The 17,749-nt window shown below is 54.1% G+C and carries 13 protein-coding genes; 1 reads left to right on the top strand and 12 read right to left on the bottom strand.

Translation table 11 applies throughout. The annotated features are described in order from the left end of the window. Positions 1-228: 228 nt before the first annotated feature. The 12 genes from wrbA to L1F29_RS12965 form a co-directional block, all read right to left on the bottom strand. Complete coding sequence (gene wrbA, locus L1F29_RS13020; RefSeq protein WP_258388724.1) at positions 229-837, bottom strand: NAD(P)H:quinone oxidoreductase type IV; 609 nt, start codon at positions 835-837, stop codon at positions 229-231. A 122-nt stretch (positions 838-959) separates the two neighbouring features. Further along, positions 960-1,586, bottom strand: coding sequence for a GNAT family N-acetyltransferase (locus L1F29_RS13015; RefSeq protein WP_258388723.1), 627 nt, complete (start codon positions 1,584-1,586; stop codon positions 960-962). 8 nt (positions 1,587-1,594) lie between these two features. Continuing rightward, the gene (locus L1F29_RS13010) at positions 1,595-2,425 is read right to left on the bottom strand and encodes a sugar phosphate isomerase/epimerase family protein (RefSeq protein WP_258388722.1); all 831 of its coding nucleotides are present in this window, start codon (positions 2,423-2,425) and stop codon (positions 1,595-1,597) included. A 280-nt stretch (positions 2,426-2,705) separates the two neighbouring features. Then, entirely contained in the window at positions 2,706-3,845 is a 1,140-nt protein-coding gene (locus tag L1F29_RS13005; RefSeq protein WP_258388721.1) for a DUF2845 domain-containing protein, read from the bottom strand. Next, complete coding sequence (locus tag L1F29_RS13000; RefSeq protein ID WP_258388720.1) at positions 3,832-4,392, bottom strand: RNA polymerase sigma factor; 561 nt, start codon at positions 4,390-4,392, stop codon at positions 3,832-3,834. The genes L1F29_RS13005 and L1F29_RS13000 overlap by 14 nt, the downstream gene beginning before the upstream one ends. A 130-nt stretch (positions 4,393-4,522) precedes the next feature. After that, the gene (locus tag L1F29_RS12995) at positions 4,523-7,252 is read right to left on the bottom strand and encodes a glycoside hydrolase family 78 protein (protein WP_258388719.1); all 2,730 of its coding nucleotides are present in this window, start codon (positions 7,250-7,252) and stop codon (positions 4,523-4,525) included. Positions 7,253-7,347: 95 nt separating this feature from the next. Then, complete coding sequence (locus L1F29_RS12990; protein WP_258388718.1) at positions 7,348-8,172, bottom strand: carbohydrate ABC transporter permease; 825 nt, start codon at positions 8,170-8,172, stop codon at positions 7,348-7,350. A gap of 2 nt (positions 8,173-8,174) precedes the next feature. Next, positions 8,175-9,086: a carbohydrate ABC transporter permease gene (locus L1F29_RS12985; RefSeq protein ID WP_258388717.1), complete on the bottom strand. Its 912-nt coding sequence runs from the start codon at positions 9,084-9,086 to the stop codon at positions 8,175-8,177. Between the two features lie 96 nt (positions 9,087-9,182). After that, complete coding sequence (locus tag L1F29_RS12980) at positions 9,183-10,493, bottom strand: ABC transporter substrate-binding protein (protein ID WP_258388716.1); 1,311 nt, start codon at positions 10,491-10,493, stop codon at positions 9,183-9,185. 187 nt (positions 10,494-10,680) lie between these two features. Continuing rightward, positions 10,681-12,273, bottom strand: coding sequence for a response regulator (locus tag L1F29_RS12975; RefSeq protein ID WP_258388715.1), 1,593 nt, complete (start codon positions 12,271-12,273; stop codon positions 10,681-10,683). After that, the gene (locus L1F29_RS12970) at positions 12,266-13,993 is read right to left on the bottom strand and encodes a sensor histidine kinase (RefSeq protein ID WP_258388714.1); all 1,728 of its coding nucleotides are present in this window, start codon (positions 13,991-13,993) and stop codon (positions 12,266-12,268) included. The genes L1F29_RS12975 and L1F29_RS12970 overlap by 8 nt, the downstream gene beginning before the upstream one ends. Before the next feature lie 436 nt (positions 13,994-14,429). Continuing rightward, complete coding sequence (locus L1F29_RS12965) at positions 14,430-16,130, bottom strand: polysaccharide deacetylase family protein (RefSeq protein ID WP_258388713.1); 1,701 nt, start codon at positions 16,128-16,130, stop codon at positions 14,430-14,432. A gap of 210 nt (positions 16,131-16,340) precedes the next feature. Here L1F29_RS12965 and L1F29_RS12960 point away from each other — a divergent pair, with 210 nt between their 5' ends. Further along, positions 16,341-17,723, top strand: coding sequence for an extracellular solute-binding protein (locus tag L1F29_RS12960; RefSeq protein ID WP_258388712.1), 1,383 nt, complete (start codon positions 16,341-16,343; stop codon positions 17,721-17,723). The last annotated feature ends 26 nt before the right edge of the window (positions 17,724-17,749 follow it).

Genomic DNA, 17,749 nt, shown 5'->3' with positions numbered 1-17,749 from the left:
GAGGCGCTTTTATTCGATCGAAGGCGGATTTACCCATTCTCTCACCGGTTTTAATAGCGACTATTAGCGACTATATTGGCTTTTCCCGTCCTCAGTGAATTCGTTAAGTTTCTTCCCCTGAATATGATCAGATTAGAGTAGAACGTATACGTTCCCATCATGGCAAAAAGGCCGTCAGCTCTTGGCTGACGGCCTTTATCGGGTATAACCGTGCTTAATATCACGGTATTACTGACCTTTCTTCACCATCTCTGCAACGGAAAGCAACCGTTTGGTTTGGTGAATGACGGCTCCCTTCACATCTTCCTTCAAGTTACCGTCTTGATCGACGGAAACGCTGGTCCCGTACGGGTTGCCGCCTGCTGAATAGATCGAATTATCGGTATAGCCCGGCGCTACGACGATCGCCCCCCAATGATACATCGACGTGTATAACGAGAGTATCGTCGCCTCTTGCCCGCCGTGCGCATTCTGCGCGGAAGTCATCGCGGTCACCACTTTATTAACTGTCTTGCCTTGGAACCAGATGCCGCCGGTTGTATCGAGAAACTGCTTCATCTGAGAAGCCATATTGCCGAACCGCGTCGGCGTGCTGAAAATGATCGCATCCGCCCAAACGATGTCGTCCGTCGTAACAGCAGGCACGTTCGCGGTCGCATCGACGTGAGCCTTCCAAGCCGGATTTGAGGCAATAACAGCTTCCGGCGCCAGCTCCGGGACCTTGAAAATTTTCGCTTCGGCACCGAACTGCGCAGCGCCTTCGGCTGCCATCTGCGCCAGCTTGTAGTTCGTCCCCGTCATGCTATAATACACAATTGCCAATTTTACATTGCTCATCATGTCCGCTTCCCTTCGAAATCAAATTCATTCAACCGGCATATTGTTTCTCAATCGACAAAAATTTATGTTGACCGGCTGGCTGATAAAAATGGTCAAAGAGATCTTACAGAAAAACAACGCTATTCAACCGACTCCGATGGATCAAGCACGACTTCGTTTCCCGAAGGATCCACTGCTATTAAGCGACGGTTAAGGAGTGTGGCAAGCTTGCTCCAGCGTTCCAGATGATCGGGAGCATCCAGCTGCGGAAGGAACCCCAGGTTCAGATAGGTCTTGACCGCCGCAACGCGAAAATCATCCGTATTCAGAACGGCACGCGTTCTGCCCTCACGAAGCATCTGGTGCAGGGCGGCAAGGCTCGCATAATATCCCAGCTTCTTCCCGCCTTGCTCCGGAACAATGCCGACCATATGCAGATAACCGGTATCCTCATTCCATTGCGGCCTATACCATGCCGATGCCGTAGCAGCGGACACACCCGCCTCGTCGCAGATGAATAAGACGCGCTCCGGCTTGTAAGGCTCATCGGCTTCCATATGCTTCTTAAAGGAAATATCCTTCAAGCCGAACGATTCGCGTATGATATGCTCCCAGCCCTGTTCATCGGTCGTACCCGCCCGAAGGCTGCGCGCATGATAACCGTCAGGGAGCTCCAGGTGCGGAATGGACGCTAAATCCTCTCTGATCATGACAAGCTGGGTAGCGGGAGGCTGATCCGGCAAATCTTGCCCAGCGTTATGGCTCATGGATTCATTCACCTATTCTTTCTGAAGATATCGGCCATCTTCCGATATCCGTGTATGGCGACCTCCAAGGCGCTCTGTCCTTGATAGTCCTCGATGAAGAGCTCCAGAGACAAATAACCGCTGTAATTAGCCTGTTCCAATAGGTCTCTAAGGCGTTCCAGAGGAGCGATGCCATCGCCGGGGAATAGCCGGTCACGGTCGGCGATATCCGCCCTGGATGGAATCTCCGGATAGTCATTGATATGGACGATGCCGATCCGGTTCCCCGTTAATTGCTCCAATGAGGTCCATTCGGTGCCTCCCGTATACATGTGGAAGGGATCTAACAGAATTTGCGAATCGCGGATGCCGCTTGCTTCGGCGACTGCCAGCGCGGTCTCCAGCGTGGACAGCTGCTCCGCTCTGCCCCAGAATTCGAGATAGGGCTCGATTCCGATCGAACGGCCAAGCTGAACCAGTCTATGGTAAGCGTCGCCCATCGATTCGATAGAGACGTCCTTCACTTGACCGAAAGGAGGTGCGGCGACAGCCAGGCAGCCAAGATCCTTGAGCATGCGCATCTCTTCCTCCGCCTGTCGGAATCCCTCTTCTCTCACATCCGCGTCGGCATCCGCCCATTTGAAGAATGCGATGGCATTGGCAAATACAACCCGGGCTTTCCGCAATTCGGTTCTCAACTGCTCGGGCGTGCCGCCGCTCTTCAAGAATTGCTGGATATCGCCTACCCACAGCTCGATGCCGTCGTAGCCGGCCTCGCCGGCGATCCGTATTTGATCCAGTACGGACAGCTTGAATGGAAACAGCGTAGAAGCATTTAATGAAAATTTGAATGAACTCATGATCGATTCTCCTTTTTAATTTGATCCATTATTATCGTGAAGCAGGTTCATCTCTACTTTCGACAGCGTCCCTGCTAAGGGACTTTCGGATTCGGACCCTCTCGTATTCGAAAGCGGGCAATCCATAACGATTCACACTTAAATCCATTTCGCCCCGGCTATTCGTTTTTCCTGCTCCGGTCACAATTCCTTCAATGTACTACTAAAAAGAATACACAAAAACGCAAAAAAAGACAGGCCTTCACTTTAGCCTGTCTTTCCAATTGCATCTCAATTCCGATTATAACGGCAACAGCAGCGAGATATAAACAACCTTGCCCTGATCGAAGTAGAGATGGAATTTCAAATAATCGCCGATCCGGTAGCTCCACTTGCTCGTCGTCTTGCTGTTGGGTTCGCCCAGCTTATCAAGCACTTCGGCCTGCGTTAAGCCAACCTTAACCCCGCCCTTCGTTGCATATCGGTCACTGTAGAAGAACACCGCGCCACCGAACGCAATGATATCCTCGTTCATTTCCCGGACATCGGCGATCTTCCGCAAGCTGTCGTCATAATACTTCAAGCCGCTCTGGCGTCCGGTCTGCTGCTTCATTAGTTCAGATTCCCAGCCGTTGATATCCTTGCCGTTCACCTCTAAGCGGTCGCTCTTATAAACGGTTTCGTGATTGACCGCCCCATGCTGCTCCATCTCCATACGCGCTTGCTCTTCGATCCGATCGATCCGGCCAAGCTGGGAATCCGGCTCAAGCAGCCCGCTCATCATTCGAAGCACCTGACTGTCCGCATAGAAGTGAGAGCCCCGCCATTCGAATGTATTCGTATTCGGCCAGTATGGGATTTCATAGGTTTCGTCGTTCTCCTGAATACGAATCGTAACGCTCCGATCCGAACGGAGGCCGTCCGCGGCGGAATCCAGTTCAGCGGCTTTGGATTTCTCCAGCTCCAGCCAATTAAAGTTCTGCAGGATCACATACTGCCTTTCGGAAGGGATCTCAATGTCCTTATTGTTCAAACTATCGTGCACCGATAATGTTAAGGCAGTGCTTTCCGTGTTGAACGGCAGCTGATCCTTGAGATATCCCGTCAGCGGAGCATCATCCTCCGGCTGCGGGTCGTCCACGGGCGGCTCAGGCGTCGGTGCCGGTTCCGGCTTCGTCGGTACCATAGGCTCGGAAGTGCGATCGATCAGGCTCCGAATCCAACCCGTGTATGACCCCTGCGGCAGTAGGCCCATAACAACGATACTAACAGCGATGCATGCGCACGCAGCGGGGATCCAGCGCAGCTTCTTCCTGCCTTGCTTGCCGGTTATCCTTGACGCCTCCTTCTCGATTGCCTGCATCTTGGCGGCGGTGAATGTTCGCTGCTTATGCGGACCGGACTTCAGCTTCGCGTACCATTCCGGTTCAAAGTCGTTCATATGCGGTTTCCTCCTTCCAGTAAGCCGATACCTTATGGCGTGCGCGCGACAATCGGGACTTTACCGTGCCTTCCGAGATTCCGAGCGTTTCCGCTATTTCCTTGACCGATAAATCATACTTGCCGTGCAGAATAAGCACCTCTCTAAATTTCAGCGGCAGCTTCAGGACCGTTCGCCAGATGTCGTCCGACAGCTCCAGTTCCATCGCTTCATGCTCCGCCGAGGGGCTCGTCGCTTTGCTTGTGATCCAGGCCGTAAGCGTCACCCGCCGCATAAAAGCCGTGCGCGTATAATTGATCGCCGTATTGCGCGTCATGGAGAGCAGCCATGTCTTAATGGCGGATTCGCCGCGAAATGATTGAATATTCCGGTATGCGTTCAAGAACACATCCTGCGCGACGTCATCAGCCAAATCATGACGCTTCGTCAATATATAAGCCAAGCTCCACACATCCTGCCCGTATTGCTCCATCAGGCTTCGCAAGAGCCCCGCGTCCAGGTTCGTTAAGTGCTTCCAATGGGATTCCTCCGGCTTCAGCTCCAACATCATCACCTCCATTGATTAGACAATGCCTTCGGCCAATTAGTTCCCCTCTCCATCAAATAAAAAATAAAAACCTGATTCCGCGCGAAGCGAAATCAGGTTCTACCTGTCTGGGCGACATCTTCATCTCAACTCAATAAACGGAAATGAAACAGTATCTCCCCGATCCGATGCGGTAAACGCAGCAGCCGTCCTCGCGGCCCAGCAGCTCGACATCCTTTGCAGCGGCAGCCGGGGAAGCGACCTCCAGCACATCCGAGCCTTCTACCGATGGGACGTATACCGTTGCCGACACATTCGCCGGTACGGTTATGCCGAGATGAAGTTCTCCGTTTACGAGCTTCCAATCCGTCTTGACAAGGCCGTACAGGGAATCATAGCTGCAGCGTGCCGAGGTTAACCCTCCTCGGATCCGCGGACGAATGAGAAGCTTGCGGTAGCCCGGCTCGGAAGGATCGCGGCCGATGCCTCCGGCATTCCGGTACAGCCATTCCCCAACCGAACCGAAGGCGAAGTGCGAGAACGAGTTCATCCCGGGGTCCTGGAAGCCGCCTTCCTTCGTCCAGCCATCCCACCGTTCCCAGATCGTTGTCGCTCCTTGGTTGACCGAATACAGCCAGGACGGATACGATTCCCGCAGGAGCAGCCGGTAGGCAAGCGCCTCATGACCGTTCTTCGTCAGGACGCTCATGAGAAACTTGGTACCGTGAAAGCCGGTTGTCGCCATGTCCCCAGCCTGCTCGATCTTGGAGACCAGACGCTCGAGGACGATAGGACGCAATTGTTCCGGCAGCAAATCCATCTCGAGGGCCATTGCATAGGCCGTTTGCGTATCCCCCTTGATATGGCCCTGCTCATCGACGAAATGCTCAATGAACGACTTCCGGATTGCGGCAAATCGGCCCGCGTATAATTCGCTGTCTTCCTTCTTGCCAAGCACCCCGGCTATATCCGACAGCAGCTTCGCATTAAAGGCCATGTAGGCGGTGGAGAAAATATCATAGGGCGTCGTCGAATGGTGGCTCACCATCCGGCCGAATTCGGCGATAACCTCGTCGAAGGGCCTCTCGTTCACCGATAGCCAATCCCCGTATTGTGGAACGTCTCGGCGGATACCGTCCGGGAACTGCCTCCAGTTGAACGCCACCCACTTCTTCATCGCTTCGTAATGCTTGCTCAAAATCTTCTTGTCGCCATAAGTTTCATACATCGACCAAGCCACGATAATCGGAGCGTCGGCCCAGCCGGACGATGCCGTATGCGTATACGTAAAATCATTATCGAATTCGGTCTTCGGCCCGAAGATGAACGGGGCAAAATCCGTAAACGCGCCCGTCGGCTGCTGCGCGTCTTCCAGATCGACGAGCCACTTCGCGAAGAAGGCCGCGACATCCATATTATAAGCCGCGGTGGAAGCGAAAATCTGCGCGTCGCCTGTCCATCCATGCCGTTCGTCCCGCTGCGGGCAGTCGGTCGGCACGCTCATGAAGTTCGCGCGCTGGGTCCAGCGGATGTTGGAGATCAGCTGATTAACGAGCGGGTTCGACGTTTCCAGCTCGCCGGTCATAGGCAAATCGGAATGAACGACGATACCCGTAACCGATTTAATCGCAAATCCGGTTCCGCTCGCTTCCACATAACGAAATCCATGATAGGTGAACGACGGTTCGAAGGTTTCTTCCTCTCCTCCCTTGCAAACATACGTATCGGTCTGCCGGGCCAGGCGCAGATTATCCGTATACAGCTGCCCGCTGTCGTCCAGCACTTCGCCGAATCTGAACGTACATCGCGCACCGGCCTCGCCGGTCAGCGTTACGGCAATCCAGCCCGCCATATTCTGTCCCATGTCGATGATGACCCTTCCATCCGGGAGCGGCCGGATTTCGGCAGGCTGCCGCCGTTCCGTCACCCGGATCGTGCGGGACATCTGCGAAACGAGCCATCCGCGGTAATCGTACATGATATCGACCGGAGTCCAGGACGAGTCGTCGAAGGACTGTATATTCCAGCCCGGCATCTCCTTGCGGGCATCGATGGTCTCGCCCATCTGCAGATCCGACGATACGATCGGCCCGTGCGAAGCTTTCCAATCGCCGTCGGTCATGAGACGGTCGGTCGTTCCGTCCTCATATTCGATGTTCAGCTGCAGCAGGAACGACGGATCCATGCCGTACTTCTGGTATCCGTACATCCCGATATAACCGGCATACCAGCCTTGCCCCAATATGGCTCCCGCAGCATTATCGCCTTCTTCCAGAAGGCCGGTCACATCATAGGTCTGATACTGAGTCCGGACATGATAATCGGTCCACTCCGGCGAGAACACATCGCTGCCGACACGGCGCCCGTTCAAGTACAGCCGGTATAACCCAAGAGCGGTCGCATATGCGGTTGCCCGCTTCACGCCCTTTCCTACTTGGAAGCCGCGCCTCAAATAGATCGAAGGCTTCGGCTGCTCCTTCGTCGGCTTATGGTCGTTCTTCCATCCGATCCATTGGCCCTGCCATTGATCGCGCTCGAGAAGCCCCATCGACCACCATGCTGTGCCGCTCCAATTTCCGGCGTTGCCGACTTCATCCCACAGCCGTACTTTCCAATATGCAAGTTGACCGGATACAAGCTCCAAGCCTTCATAGGCAATATGCTGCGATTCTTCAGAAGCTACCCTCCCGCTGTCCCACAGGTTTCCTTCGTCACGATCAAGCAGCTCTATGCTGGTCGCAACCAAGAGCCGGTAAGCGGTCTGCTTCGCACCGCGCCGGTCCGCAAGCGCGATCCAGCCTAATCGTGGGGCGGCCGAATCGATCCCCAGCGGATCGTCCAAATATTCGGTACGCAGCCGCCCTGCCGTTAATAATTCCAAATCTGCTCCTCCATTCGTACATAAACATTCCTTCGGTGGTGAACCGAGCTACATGCTTCATTGCATCGTGAACCACGTTAGATGCGAAGACTTTCTTATCCTTTTACGCCGCCGGATGCGACCCCTTCGAGCACCTTGCCGGAGAAGATGAAGAACAGGATGAGAATCGGCACCGTCGCCATCACCGAACCAGCCATAGCCAGATCTAGGTTAAACATCAGATTGTTCGTGAATTTCATAATCATGAGCGGAATCGTCCTGTTGCTGTCGCTCTGCAGCATAATAAGCGGAACGAAGAATTGATTCCATATTTGAACCGACATAATGATGCAGATGCTGTATATAACCGGGCTAGCCAGCGGGAACATCACCCGTAAGAAGGTGGTCCATTCGCTTGCTCCGTCGATTTTGGCTGATTCATATAAGTCCTTCGGCAGCTTCTCGAAGAAGGTGGTCAGCAGAAACACCGGAAGCGACAAGCCCGATCCCAGCACGAGCACAACCCCCCACTGGGAGTTCAGCAGCCCCATGTCGCGGATAAGCAGGAAGATCGGCACGATTCCGAGCTGAACCGGGAACATAAGTCCGATCAAGAAGTAGAGCAATACGACGCTTTTCAGACGGAATTGATAGCGTCCGATACCGTATGCAACCGTCGAAGCGAGCAGGATCACGATGATGAGCGTCGCGACCAGAATCCAGGTGCTGTTTAGAAAATACTGCAGAAAGTCCGCCTCGACGAACAGCTTCTTATAATTGGCGAAATTAAACGTATCCGGCAAGCCGAACGTATTCGACAGCAGCTCCTTCTTGGAACGGAACGCCTGATAGGTCATATAGGCAAGCAGGAATAAAGTAAATGATGAATAAACCCATAAGATAGTCGAGCTTACATAAGTTCTCTTCGGTCTCAAATTCATGTTCAGTCCTCCGTCCGGCGGTAGGTGAGAACCACCTGGATAAGCGCCACGATAAAGATTACGGCGAACATCACGCAGGCTATCGTCGTACCCATTCCCATTGCATTCACATTCATGGTTCCCCCGACGGCGCTGTTATCTCCGAAAGCGATCCGGTAGAAGAACAAGGCCATCACGTCGACGCTGCGGTTGATGCCGCCGGAAACGCCGCCCAATATAAAGCTGAAATCGAACATCGTCATGGCGAAAATATAGGTCAGAATGAGCATATTCAAGACCGTTGTTTTAATTTGCGGCAGTACGATGCTGAAGAATCTGCGCCAGTAAGACGCGCCCTCCAAATAGGCGGCTTCCATGACTTCGTGCGAGATCATCTTCATGGCGCCCAGGAAGAAGATCATGCCGACTCCGATCCCCGACCAGGCGACCATCACCCATACGACGAAGATCCCCAGCTCCGGCAAACCGAGCCATGGCCGGGTCCATGCCTCCAGCCCTACTGTCTCCAGCAGCTTGTTAAAGACGCCGATATTGCCGTCGAAGATCAGCGTGCCCATGAACACGATCACCGGCGTAGCAATAAATTGCGGGGAGAAGATCATCGCTTGGAAGAAGCGGTGCCCCCGTATTCCGCTGTAGAGCAGGTAGGCCATATACAGCTGGGCCGGAAGGACGGCCAGCGCATTGAGCAGAAACAGCGTAACACTGTTGCGGAACGCGCCGGTTAGCTGGCCGAACAGCTCTTTATTCGTAAACAGCTCGATATAGTTGTCGAACCCCACGAACGTTTTCTCGCCGATCCCATCCCACCGGTTAAAGCTGATTTGCAGCGCCGAAAAGATCGGATAGACGGAAAAAAGGGTATACAAGACAAATCCAGGCAATATAAACCACAGAAACGGTCGTTTTCTCATCCAAGTCAACCTCATGCACCTCTTTGCTAGTCGAAACGGCCAAGCGACGTCAGCATCGCGTCTCTTGACCGTTCCTTCATAATCTGCTTCAGCTGTTTATTTCGCCGGGTAGTTAGCCGCCTTGTCGAGGACGGCTGCTGCTTCCTCGCCCGTCGTGGCCGAAGTCATCAGCTTCGGAATAACATCCTTCATCAGGATGTCGGCGGTATTGGATTCCGGTGTGGAGAGCGCCGTCAGCACCGAGTAGATGTTCACGCCGGCTTCGTCGAATACGGCCAGCTCTTTAATGCCTTCGTCCTTTGGCGTGATGTCTTTAATCGTCGGTACCAGTCCTACGGAATCTTCCAAGATTTGCTGGGCTTCCAGCGAATTCAGGAATTCCAAATATTTGACCGCTTCATCCGGATGCTTGGAATCATTCGAGATCGCATATGTCATGAAGTTGCTGTAGCTGGATTGTACGATCTTCTTGCCTTCCTTGTTCGGAATCGGGAAGCGGCCGAGGTTCAGGCCGGAATCGACATACGTCGCATTCGCCCATGTCCCGTCGATGATGGCGGCAGCTTTGCCGTTCGTGAAGGCCAGCTGCGCAGCCGCGTAATCCTGTGCCAGGAAGTCTTTGCCGAAGTAGCCTTTATCCGTGAAATCGCGGAACGTTTGCAGCATCTCCGCAATCGCCGGATCGGTCAGCTTGCCTTCGCCTTTCTGCGCTTTGACAAGCGCTTCATTGGACAAGGCAGGTGCCAGGGCGAAGATCGGCCATGCGCGGTCCCATTCGCTCTTGCCGGCCAGCGCGATCGGCGTAACGCCTGCAGCCTTCAGCTTATCGAGCCCTTGGACGAATTCGTCCCAGTTAGCCGGGGCTTGAATGCCGTTCTTATCGAACAGATCCTTGTTGTAATACACAACGTTCGTATCGAAGAACGATGGAAGCGAGCAATACAGCTTGCCGTCGATCGTGCAGTATGCCTTCTCGGCGTCGGAGAACCGGGACAGATCCATGTTGTACGAGGTCAAATCTTTGATGAATCCGTTCTTGACCATTTCGCTCATCTTCGATGTTTTGTCGCCCTGCACCCAGAACAGATCCGGCAGCTCGTTTGCCTGCAGAGCGACGTTCAAGCTTTGATCGTTCTGCGCAAAGTCATATTCGAGCTTAATGTTCGGATGCTTGTCTTGGAAAGCCGCATTTATCTTTTTGAACGACTCTTCAAGCGTTCCCTGGTTGCCCAGATCGCCCCAAACCTTGAGCGTGACTTGCTTATCGCCCGTGCCGCCCTTGTTGTCCGCGTTCCCGGCCGGCTCCTTCGTGCCGGTATTTCCGTTATTGCCGCCGCCGCAGCCCTGCAGCAGCGCTCCGAACATGGCGACAAGCGCCAGTATGAGTACGAATCTTCGCAGCTTCACACATAACCCCTCCAATATTCACAGTCGTTAACATCCACTTGCGATCGCGATCAATACCATTGTAAGCGATATCCTCCGAGAGACCCATGCAGGATGGTATGGAAAAGATGCCAAAAGAAATGGAAGACATCGCTGTCTTCCGGGCCCATGTTCCATATCTTACGATCCTCATTCCAATCCTTACGACCTAGAAGCGCTGCTTGAATTGTTTGACCGTCTGTCCGGTCACCTTCTTGAATACTTTAATAAAGTAATTCGGATTGGTATAACCGACCCTTACCGCGATTTCATCGGTCGAAAAGTCTGTCTCGCGATACATGCGTATGGCTTCGCGGATCCGGATCCGCACTACATAGTCCGAGAATGCCTCCCCGGTCTCCTGGCGAAACCGCTGGCTGAAGTGATTGGGGCTGAAATTTACCTTCTCCGCCATATCCTCCAATCGGATCGGCTCTCCATATGAGCTCTCCACGTGTTTCTTGACCTGGAGCACCCATCCCCGGCTTACTTGCATCGCGGAGACCGTATCCTGAGTCTTGGCTGTCAACTCATGCAATACCGCCATAAATTCGGTACGGCTGCGGGCACGCTTGACCGCAGCCGGAAGCGGCCACAAGGAGCCGAACCGGCTGCGGATCCGGTCGACATCCAGATCGTAACGTTCAATTAGCAGGTCCGTTAGCTGTACGGCGACGGTTTCACCCAGACGGAGCCATTCCGAAGGATAGAACCGGGTTCCCGTTCGATCGATACGGTCATCGAGCTCATCGATCAGCTCCTTGAAGCGCAGGTGTTGAATCCGGCTCTTGACATGCTTATACCATTCCAGCCAATCTTGATCGGCAATCATGGCAAGCTCGTATTCGTCTCTGACATAGATGCCGGCGCCTTGATAGAAAGAAAGCGATGCCGCTTCCTCCGCCTCTAGTCTCAGCTGTCCGATATGGGCAAGATGCGAGCTTGAGCTGATGCCCGCGATTAGTCCGATATTCAGATTTTTGGCCCAGGCCGCCGTCAGCTCCTCCGCCATCTGCCGCATTTCCCGCAAGCCTTCTGCTGGAGCCGCTTCCTCCGCAATAACACCTATGCCGTGAATGCAGCCTGCGTCCTCTCCGATAAACTCCATATGCTTTAATCGGCGGAATATCTCTTCAGCTTGCAGCGTCATGGCCTTCTGCTCGGCTTGCGAATACCCGCTCTCTCTTGGAACAGGGCGGAGGCAAATCCATCTGACCGTTTCACCCTGCTGCCCAAACCGGCTGCGGATCGCCGGGAAGTTCGTCTCTGAAGCGCCGAACCTTTCCCCGGCGGTCTGTTTCAGCAGCTGCCGCTTCTCTTCCAGCAGCCTCTCCACTGCCCCTTGCACAGGCAAGTTTTCCTTGACGGATTCGCCTGCGGACGAAGACGGTTCGGTAAATTGAAGCGAATCGAGCACCCGCAGCAGTTCCTCCGGTTCCATTTCATACTTCGAAATATAGTCCTTCACGCCCAATTGAATAGCCTGACGCATATAATCGAAATCGTTATAACTGCTCAGAATGATAAATTTGAGCTGCGGGTCGAGCAGCTTCAGCTCCCTGATTAGGGCCAGCCCGTCCATGCCGGGCATCCGGATATCCGTCAGCACGACATCGAAGCTCTGCAGCCTTGCGGCAGCAAGCGCTTCCTCTCCGTTCTTAAATACGCCGGCAATCAGATAGCCGCGCGGCTCCCATTCGATAATCGACTGCAGCCCGATCCGGACGAGCGACTCGTCATCGACGATCATAACTTTACGCATGGTATGTTTTCCCCCCGCTTTCTTCTGCCCGAGTCAGCGGAACCATCACCGTAATCCTTGTGCCGATGTCCGCTTCACTCTCTATCGTCAGCCCATAATGCCGTCCGTAATGAAGCTGAATCCGTTCATGAACGCTGTGCAGTCCAAAGTGCTGCTCCGGATTTACTAATCCGCCCGTCACTTCCTTCAATCGGTCCGGCGTCATGCCGATCCCGTTATCGTTTACTGCGATCATCAGTTTTCCGTCTTCCTCCCAAGCCTCGATTCGAATTTCGCCGGGATGATCGGATGGCGACAAACCGTGGATCAGCGCATTCTCGATCAGCGGCTGAAGCATGAACTTAAGCACAAGCACATTCTCCAGCGAGGACGGAATCGTCGTCGCGAAGCCAAAATGCTGATAGCGCACCTTTTGGATCGCCGCATAATTATGCAGGATGGCGATTTCATCCGCTAACGTAACGGGATCTCCCGACCTTCGAAGCGCATAGGTCAGCAGCTGATTTAGCGAATCTACCATCTCCTTGATGTTGTCCTGCTTCTGAATCATCGCCATCCAACGGATCGAATTCAACGTATTGTATAAGAAATGCGGTGACAGCTGATTCTGCAGCACCCGAATTTCGGCATCCTTCTTCTTCTTCTCCTGCTTGGCGACTTCTTCGATCAGATGCTCGATTTCATACATGACCGAGATGAACGTATCGTTCATCTCCACGACCTCCACGGCACCTTTGAAGTGCTTCAATTGGCCGGGTCGGACGCCCTTGATTCCCAGCTTCATGTTCATCATCAATCGCCGGATCGGTATGACCAAATCCAATGCCAGCAGATGGGTCACAATCAGGCCCAATGCGATGCATACAAAGACGAAATAGACGGCCAGCCGGACGTTATTGTAGATCGGCTCATACAGATTCTGGAGGGGGAGCTGCGCGGACAGCTTCCATCCGTTCTGAAGCTTGTCCTCCGAGAAGGACAGCAGCTGCTTCTCCCCCGGACCGATCTCGACACCGTTATCGACAAGTACGGTGCCGTACTCCGAGAGCAGCTTGAGCGCGGCGTCTTCTTGAAAGTGGGTCTGGCTGAAAATATCCGCAAACGCTTCCACTTGAATCACAATCGTTAGCGTGCCGAGCTCATTCAGCTTGGCATCCCGGATCGTTCGGCCAAGACGGAAAGCATGTACGGCATTGTAACCGTCATCATAGATTTCCGGTTCAAACCAGCGGGCGGCCCCTTTCATTTCCCGGACCTGACTTCGGTACCCGCTATCGTCAACACCGTAGTGTCCGTAATCCGATTTTCCGTACGTAAACAGGCTTGAAGGCGTTTCCACTATAATCGATCGGATGTACTCGTTCTGATCGGCGCCCAGCCATAAGACATTAAGCTTCTCGTTAATGATCCCTTCCAGCCGGAACCGTTCATAGCTCGAGACCGGATCGGATTGAATGGCCCTGATGAGGTCGCCGTCGGTCATAATTTGTTTGCTGAGCAGCTGGTAGCTGCGCATGCGATCGTCGATTTTTTGCCCCATGAGGCTGAGTAAATCCGTCGCATACTTGGCCGTGCTCGTTTTGGAAGCGACGGTATAGCTGTCGGTGACATAGTAGATCCCTGCGAGCGCAGGAAGAAGGATAAGAGGCGTATAGACGAGTCCAAGCTTATAAGGCAGTCGCAGCTTTCGCCATAGGGAAGTGAATCGCAGCTTCATCATCGTTGAGCATTCCTTTGTCGGCCGAATGAGGTTTTACTCATTCTAACACAAAATCGCCGCCCCAACGGATGAAATTATCCGCCGGCGGCAGCGATTTGGAACATTTCCCCGCCTACGCGGCGGCTACTCGCACTACTTTCGCTTCATCATAGCGTCCTCTGCGGCAATCAAGGAAACGGCAGACTTCCATACTTTGATTATCCCTTCCACGATCTCATGCGTGTCCCGGCCCGTTAATACAGACTGACCGGCAGGGGCATGTCGAGATTCGAGCCGTGATTCGAGCCGATATCGCCAGCCGGCCGGAGTCGCTGTCGCTGCCAAGGTCCGGTCGCATCATCTGCTCAGCAGAATAGAAGGTCTTCCGGTCGCAGTTCTTTCTGCGCAGACCGCCAGCGCTCCTCCGGAGCCCATCTCCCTGCTTCGCAGGGAACTCTCAAGCTTGCTTGACCCGTCCTGACGCCGACTCCTTACGGCAAGACACGCCGTATTGATCAGCCAGCTCCTCGTCTTCAGACGGTTCATATCCATCAGGAACCGGTATCCATATGACTGCGCCTTCCGGCGCTTCCCCTGATACGATGACCGTACCGTCCGCTGCCATGTCAAGCGATATGTTGCGCCGGCTGCGCTCCCAACGGTTGATTTGCTCCCCGGTCCAGAAGGTGAAGCCGCGGCTCCGCGCTTCCTCTACCACCCGCCGCAGAGCAGCGCGCACGGACGCCGAGTTGTGAATATGAACCTGGTGAAACAGAAAGTGAGCGACACCGTTCATCCGGGCGACCTCATCCAGGAAAGGGTTGATTACGCTGCTGTCCGACCATTGTGTCGTCAAATCCAGATCCTGCGTCAGAAATCCGATTTCGAGCACATCGTACATCCGGTTGTTCTCTCCCGCCCAGGCGATCGGAAAGTAAGGACGGCACGTTCCGAATATAAATCCGACATTCCCTTTCTTGCTCGGACCTCTTGTCTGATCGCTCTGCACGCCGCCCTTCTCGCACCATTCGAACAGCTCCCCCCAGCCTTCGAAACGGGTGTAGTGATTCTTGTTCGAGGTAACGGCTGGCAGGTTAGCCGCTTGCTTCAGCCAGTCGAGCTGTCTCTCGAACTCGTCCTCTGCCCACCTCCCGTTCTGCTCATCCAGCGCATTGTAATGGAAGGCAAGCTCATGGCCGGCCGCCTTCACAAGGTCATAAATGCCCGGAGAATAACCCGGCTCAATCATGCACCAGGTGGAGCGGATGCCGCATTCGCCCAGCTGCTCCAGCGCCGACTCGGCATGGATATCCTGATTAAGGTCGCTGTCATGGGATATCATGGCGACCCGTTCTATGCCATCTGGCCAGCAGCCTACGACAGGCAGCGTCAGCTCCAGAGACAGGACCGACTGCAGCAGATGTCCGATGAACAGATCACGCCAATAATCGGCGTAGGGATAAGCGAAGTATGGCGAACCTGTTTCCGTCAGAAGCCTGTCGTGCTCCCAATCCATCGCAATCCGGTCATCGGCCTTCAATATCCCTTCGTTAACCGCCGCCGTTCCATCCGGTGCCGGTTCACCGTCGTCCAATACCGGACCCGTCCCCTGCTGCAGTTCAACGATCGTGCCGCATATATCGATGGCCCATCGTTCCAGCAGCCCCTTGCCGATCCGGAACGTCTGCCGTGCCGGTCCCTGAGCGGCTCCCGCAGGATGATCCTTCATCAGCATGCCGGTTTCTTGAATCAAATTGGGATTGCCGGGTTCCGTCTTCCATGGTGCCGCTTGCGAATAACGAACCGGGATGGCTCGCCAATCCACGAACGACGCATAACCCGGGCCGGACGACCGGTGCGGAACGGCACCGAGCCTTGCGGCCATCGCATTCAGTCCGGCACAGGCGATAACAGTTCCCCCCTGTTCGGCGTATGACCACAGCAGGGAAGCCGCAGCCGCATCGTTGGGAGCGAGTGCCGCAATGACGATATCGTAGGAACGCTCGGGGAGGAGTTCGATATGTTCCAGACGTTCGAACGGAACTCCTGCATGCCGCAGCACTTCTTCCATATAGTATTCAAACGAGTTCAGTCCGTATTGCCAACGGCGCTCTGCGGCCTTTCGGTCGAGCAGAACGCCAACATGAGCCATTCTCATTTCATGCTTCATCCTTTCGCGTACCGGGATTGTTCCGCGGTCGGTCCGTAATAGGTATCATACTTGTACTTTTATCGTCCAGCGAGCTGCTATATAATAGGAACGATGTATGCGGTGCGGCTAACCGTTCGTCCGAACAGTATGCATGCACGGCGGGTTTTGTTCAATTCATGGATTCAACGACTACTAGCGTGATTGGATGAATGAAGAATGAGAAGAGAGAACGAATTCCGGTATTCCAAATTAGCGAATATTTTACGCGAACAAATCTTATCGGGCTACATCAAGCCCGGCCAATATCTGTTATCCGAGAATGAGCTGTGCAAGCATTACGGAATGAGCCGTACCTCGGTCCGCAAGTCATTGGACCGATTGCTGCAGGAAGGCCTGATCGTGAAGAAAATGGGACAAGGCACGATCGTCTCCCCCGATGTTCTGGTTCCGCACAACCCTCGCCGGACGCTTCGCATCGTGGGCACTGCCCCTTCATACTTTGCGGATCACTGCATGCAGATGATGATTCAAGCCTATGAGCTGGAGAATCCCCAGATCGAAGTGAAATATTTAAGCCTGCCTGTCCTCGATTTCTGGGATTCGGTTCAGGCAAGCACGGAGCTGGGTCTTCAGCCTGACCTTATCTTCATATCCGACCGGCAGTGCTTCGAGGTTGAACATCCCGAGTCATTCCTCGATCTGCGAGAACCGCTCGCAAGCAGCTTCGCCAAGCAATATCCCCGGATTATGAACGCCTTTCGCCGCGAGGATTCGATCATCGCTGCCCCGGTTACCTTCTCGCCCGTGTATTTGGCTTATAATCCGGGGCTATTCGAGAAGTATGGATTATCCGCTCCGAAGCCGGACTGGACCCGGGAAGATTTCATCCGGGCAGCACAGAAGCTGACCGTCGATACGGATGGAGACGGCATCACGGATCAATACGGACTATCCCTGTCCTCTGCCTTCAGCCGGTGGACGGTGTTCGCCCTGCAGAACGGCGTCAGCTTTGAAGGAGCGGCCGACCGCCAGGCTGTCTTAAGAACGCTGACCTTTCTTCATGATCTGCTGTACCGCTACCGGATCGCCAAGCTGTCTCCCATCCACCGCCCTTCGTCGGAAGGATTCATTCACGGGAAGGCAGGGATGGTGCTCACCACCTCCATTGAGCTGGCCGGCTGGCTGAACGAAGGGATGGATTTCGAGCCCCAGGTTGCCGCGCTTCCATTCGGGGATAACAAATCGACGCTGATCATCGCGAATGCTTTCATGGTTCCCGCAGACTGCGGCGACCGGGAACTTGCGCTGCAGTTTCTCCAATTTACGCTCGGCGATTCGCTTCAGGAGGCAATAAGCAGGGATCGGCGCTTTCTCTCGGTCCAGCAAGCGGTCAATGCTCGCATGTGGGACAAACCGACGCTCGATTCGCTCCATATCGCCAACGAAAGATTCGAGAACAGCTATTTCTTGTCGGAGGTATTCGCGGACTTCGATCTCATGGAAGAAATGGATATCGAGATGGGTTTGTTCTGGCTCGGACTGGAGTCCGCCGAAGCGACGACGAATCGAATTCTGGACCTGCTTCATGCGCAGCCTTGACTCGGCAGCCTGATGAAGGTACGGGC

The organism is Paenibacillus spongiae (genome assembly GCF_024734895.1).
Lineage (GTDB): Bacteria > Bacillota > Bacilli > Paenibacillales > Paenibacillaceae > Paenibacillus_Z > Paenibacillus_Z spongiae.
Note: the sequence above shows the minus strand (reverse complement) of the source record. Positions and strands in the feature narration are given on the sequence as shown.

Coding starts and splice junctions, on each gene's coding strand:
- wrbA (WP_258388724.1), bottom strand. CDS start 837: ATGAGCAATGTAAAATTGGCAATTGTGTATTATAGCATGACGGGGACG.
- L1F29_RS13015 (WP_258388723.1), bottom strand. CDS start 1,586: ATGAGCCATAACGCTGGGCAAGATTTGCCGGATCAGCCTCCCGCTACC.
- L1F29_RS13010 (WP_258388722.1), bottom strand. CDS start 2,425: ATGAGTTCATTCAAATTTTCATTAAATGCTTCTACGCTGTTTCCATTC.
- L1F29_RS13005 (WP_258388721.1), bottom strand. CDS start 3,845: ATGAACGACTTTGAACCGGAATGGTACGCGAAGCTGAAGTCCGGTCCG.
- L1F29_RS13000 (WP_258388720.1), bottom strand. CDS start 4,392: ATGTTGGAGCTGAAGCCGGAGGAATCCCATTGGAAGCACTTAACGAAC.
- L1F29_RS12990 (WP_258388718.1), bottom strand. CDS start 8,172: ATGAATTTGAGACCGAAGAGAACTTATGTAAGCTCGACTATCTTATGG.
- L1F29_RS12985 (WP_258388717.1), bottom strand. CDS start 9,086: ATGAGAAAACGACCGTTTCTGTGGTTTATATTGCCTGGATTTGTCTTG.
- L1F29_RS12975 (WP_258388715.1), bottom strand. CDS start 12,273: ATGCGTAAAGTTATGATCGTCGATGACGAGTCGCTCGTCCGGATCGGG.
- L1F29_RS12970 (WP_258388714.1), bottom strand. CDS start 13,993: ATGATGAAGCTGCGATTCACTTCCCTATGGCGAAAGCTGCGACTGCCT.
- L1F29_RS12965 (WP_258388713.1), bottom strand. CDS start 16,130: ATGAGAATGGCTCATGTTGGCGTTCTGCTCGACCGAAAGGCCGCAGAG.
- L1F29_RS12960 (WP_258388712.1), top strand. CDS start 16,341: ATGAGAAGAGAGAACGAATTCCGGTATTCCAAATTAGCGAATATTTTA.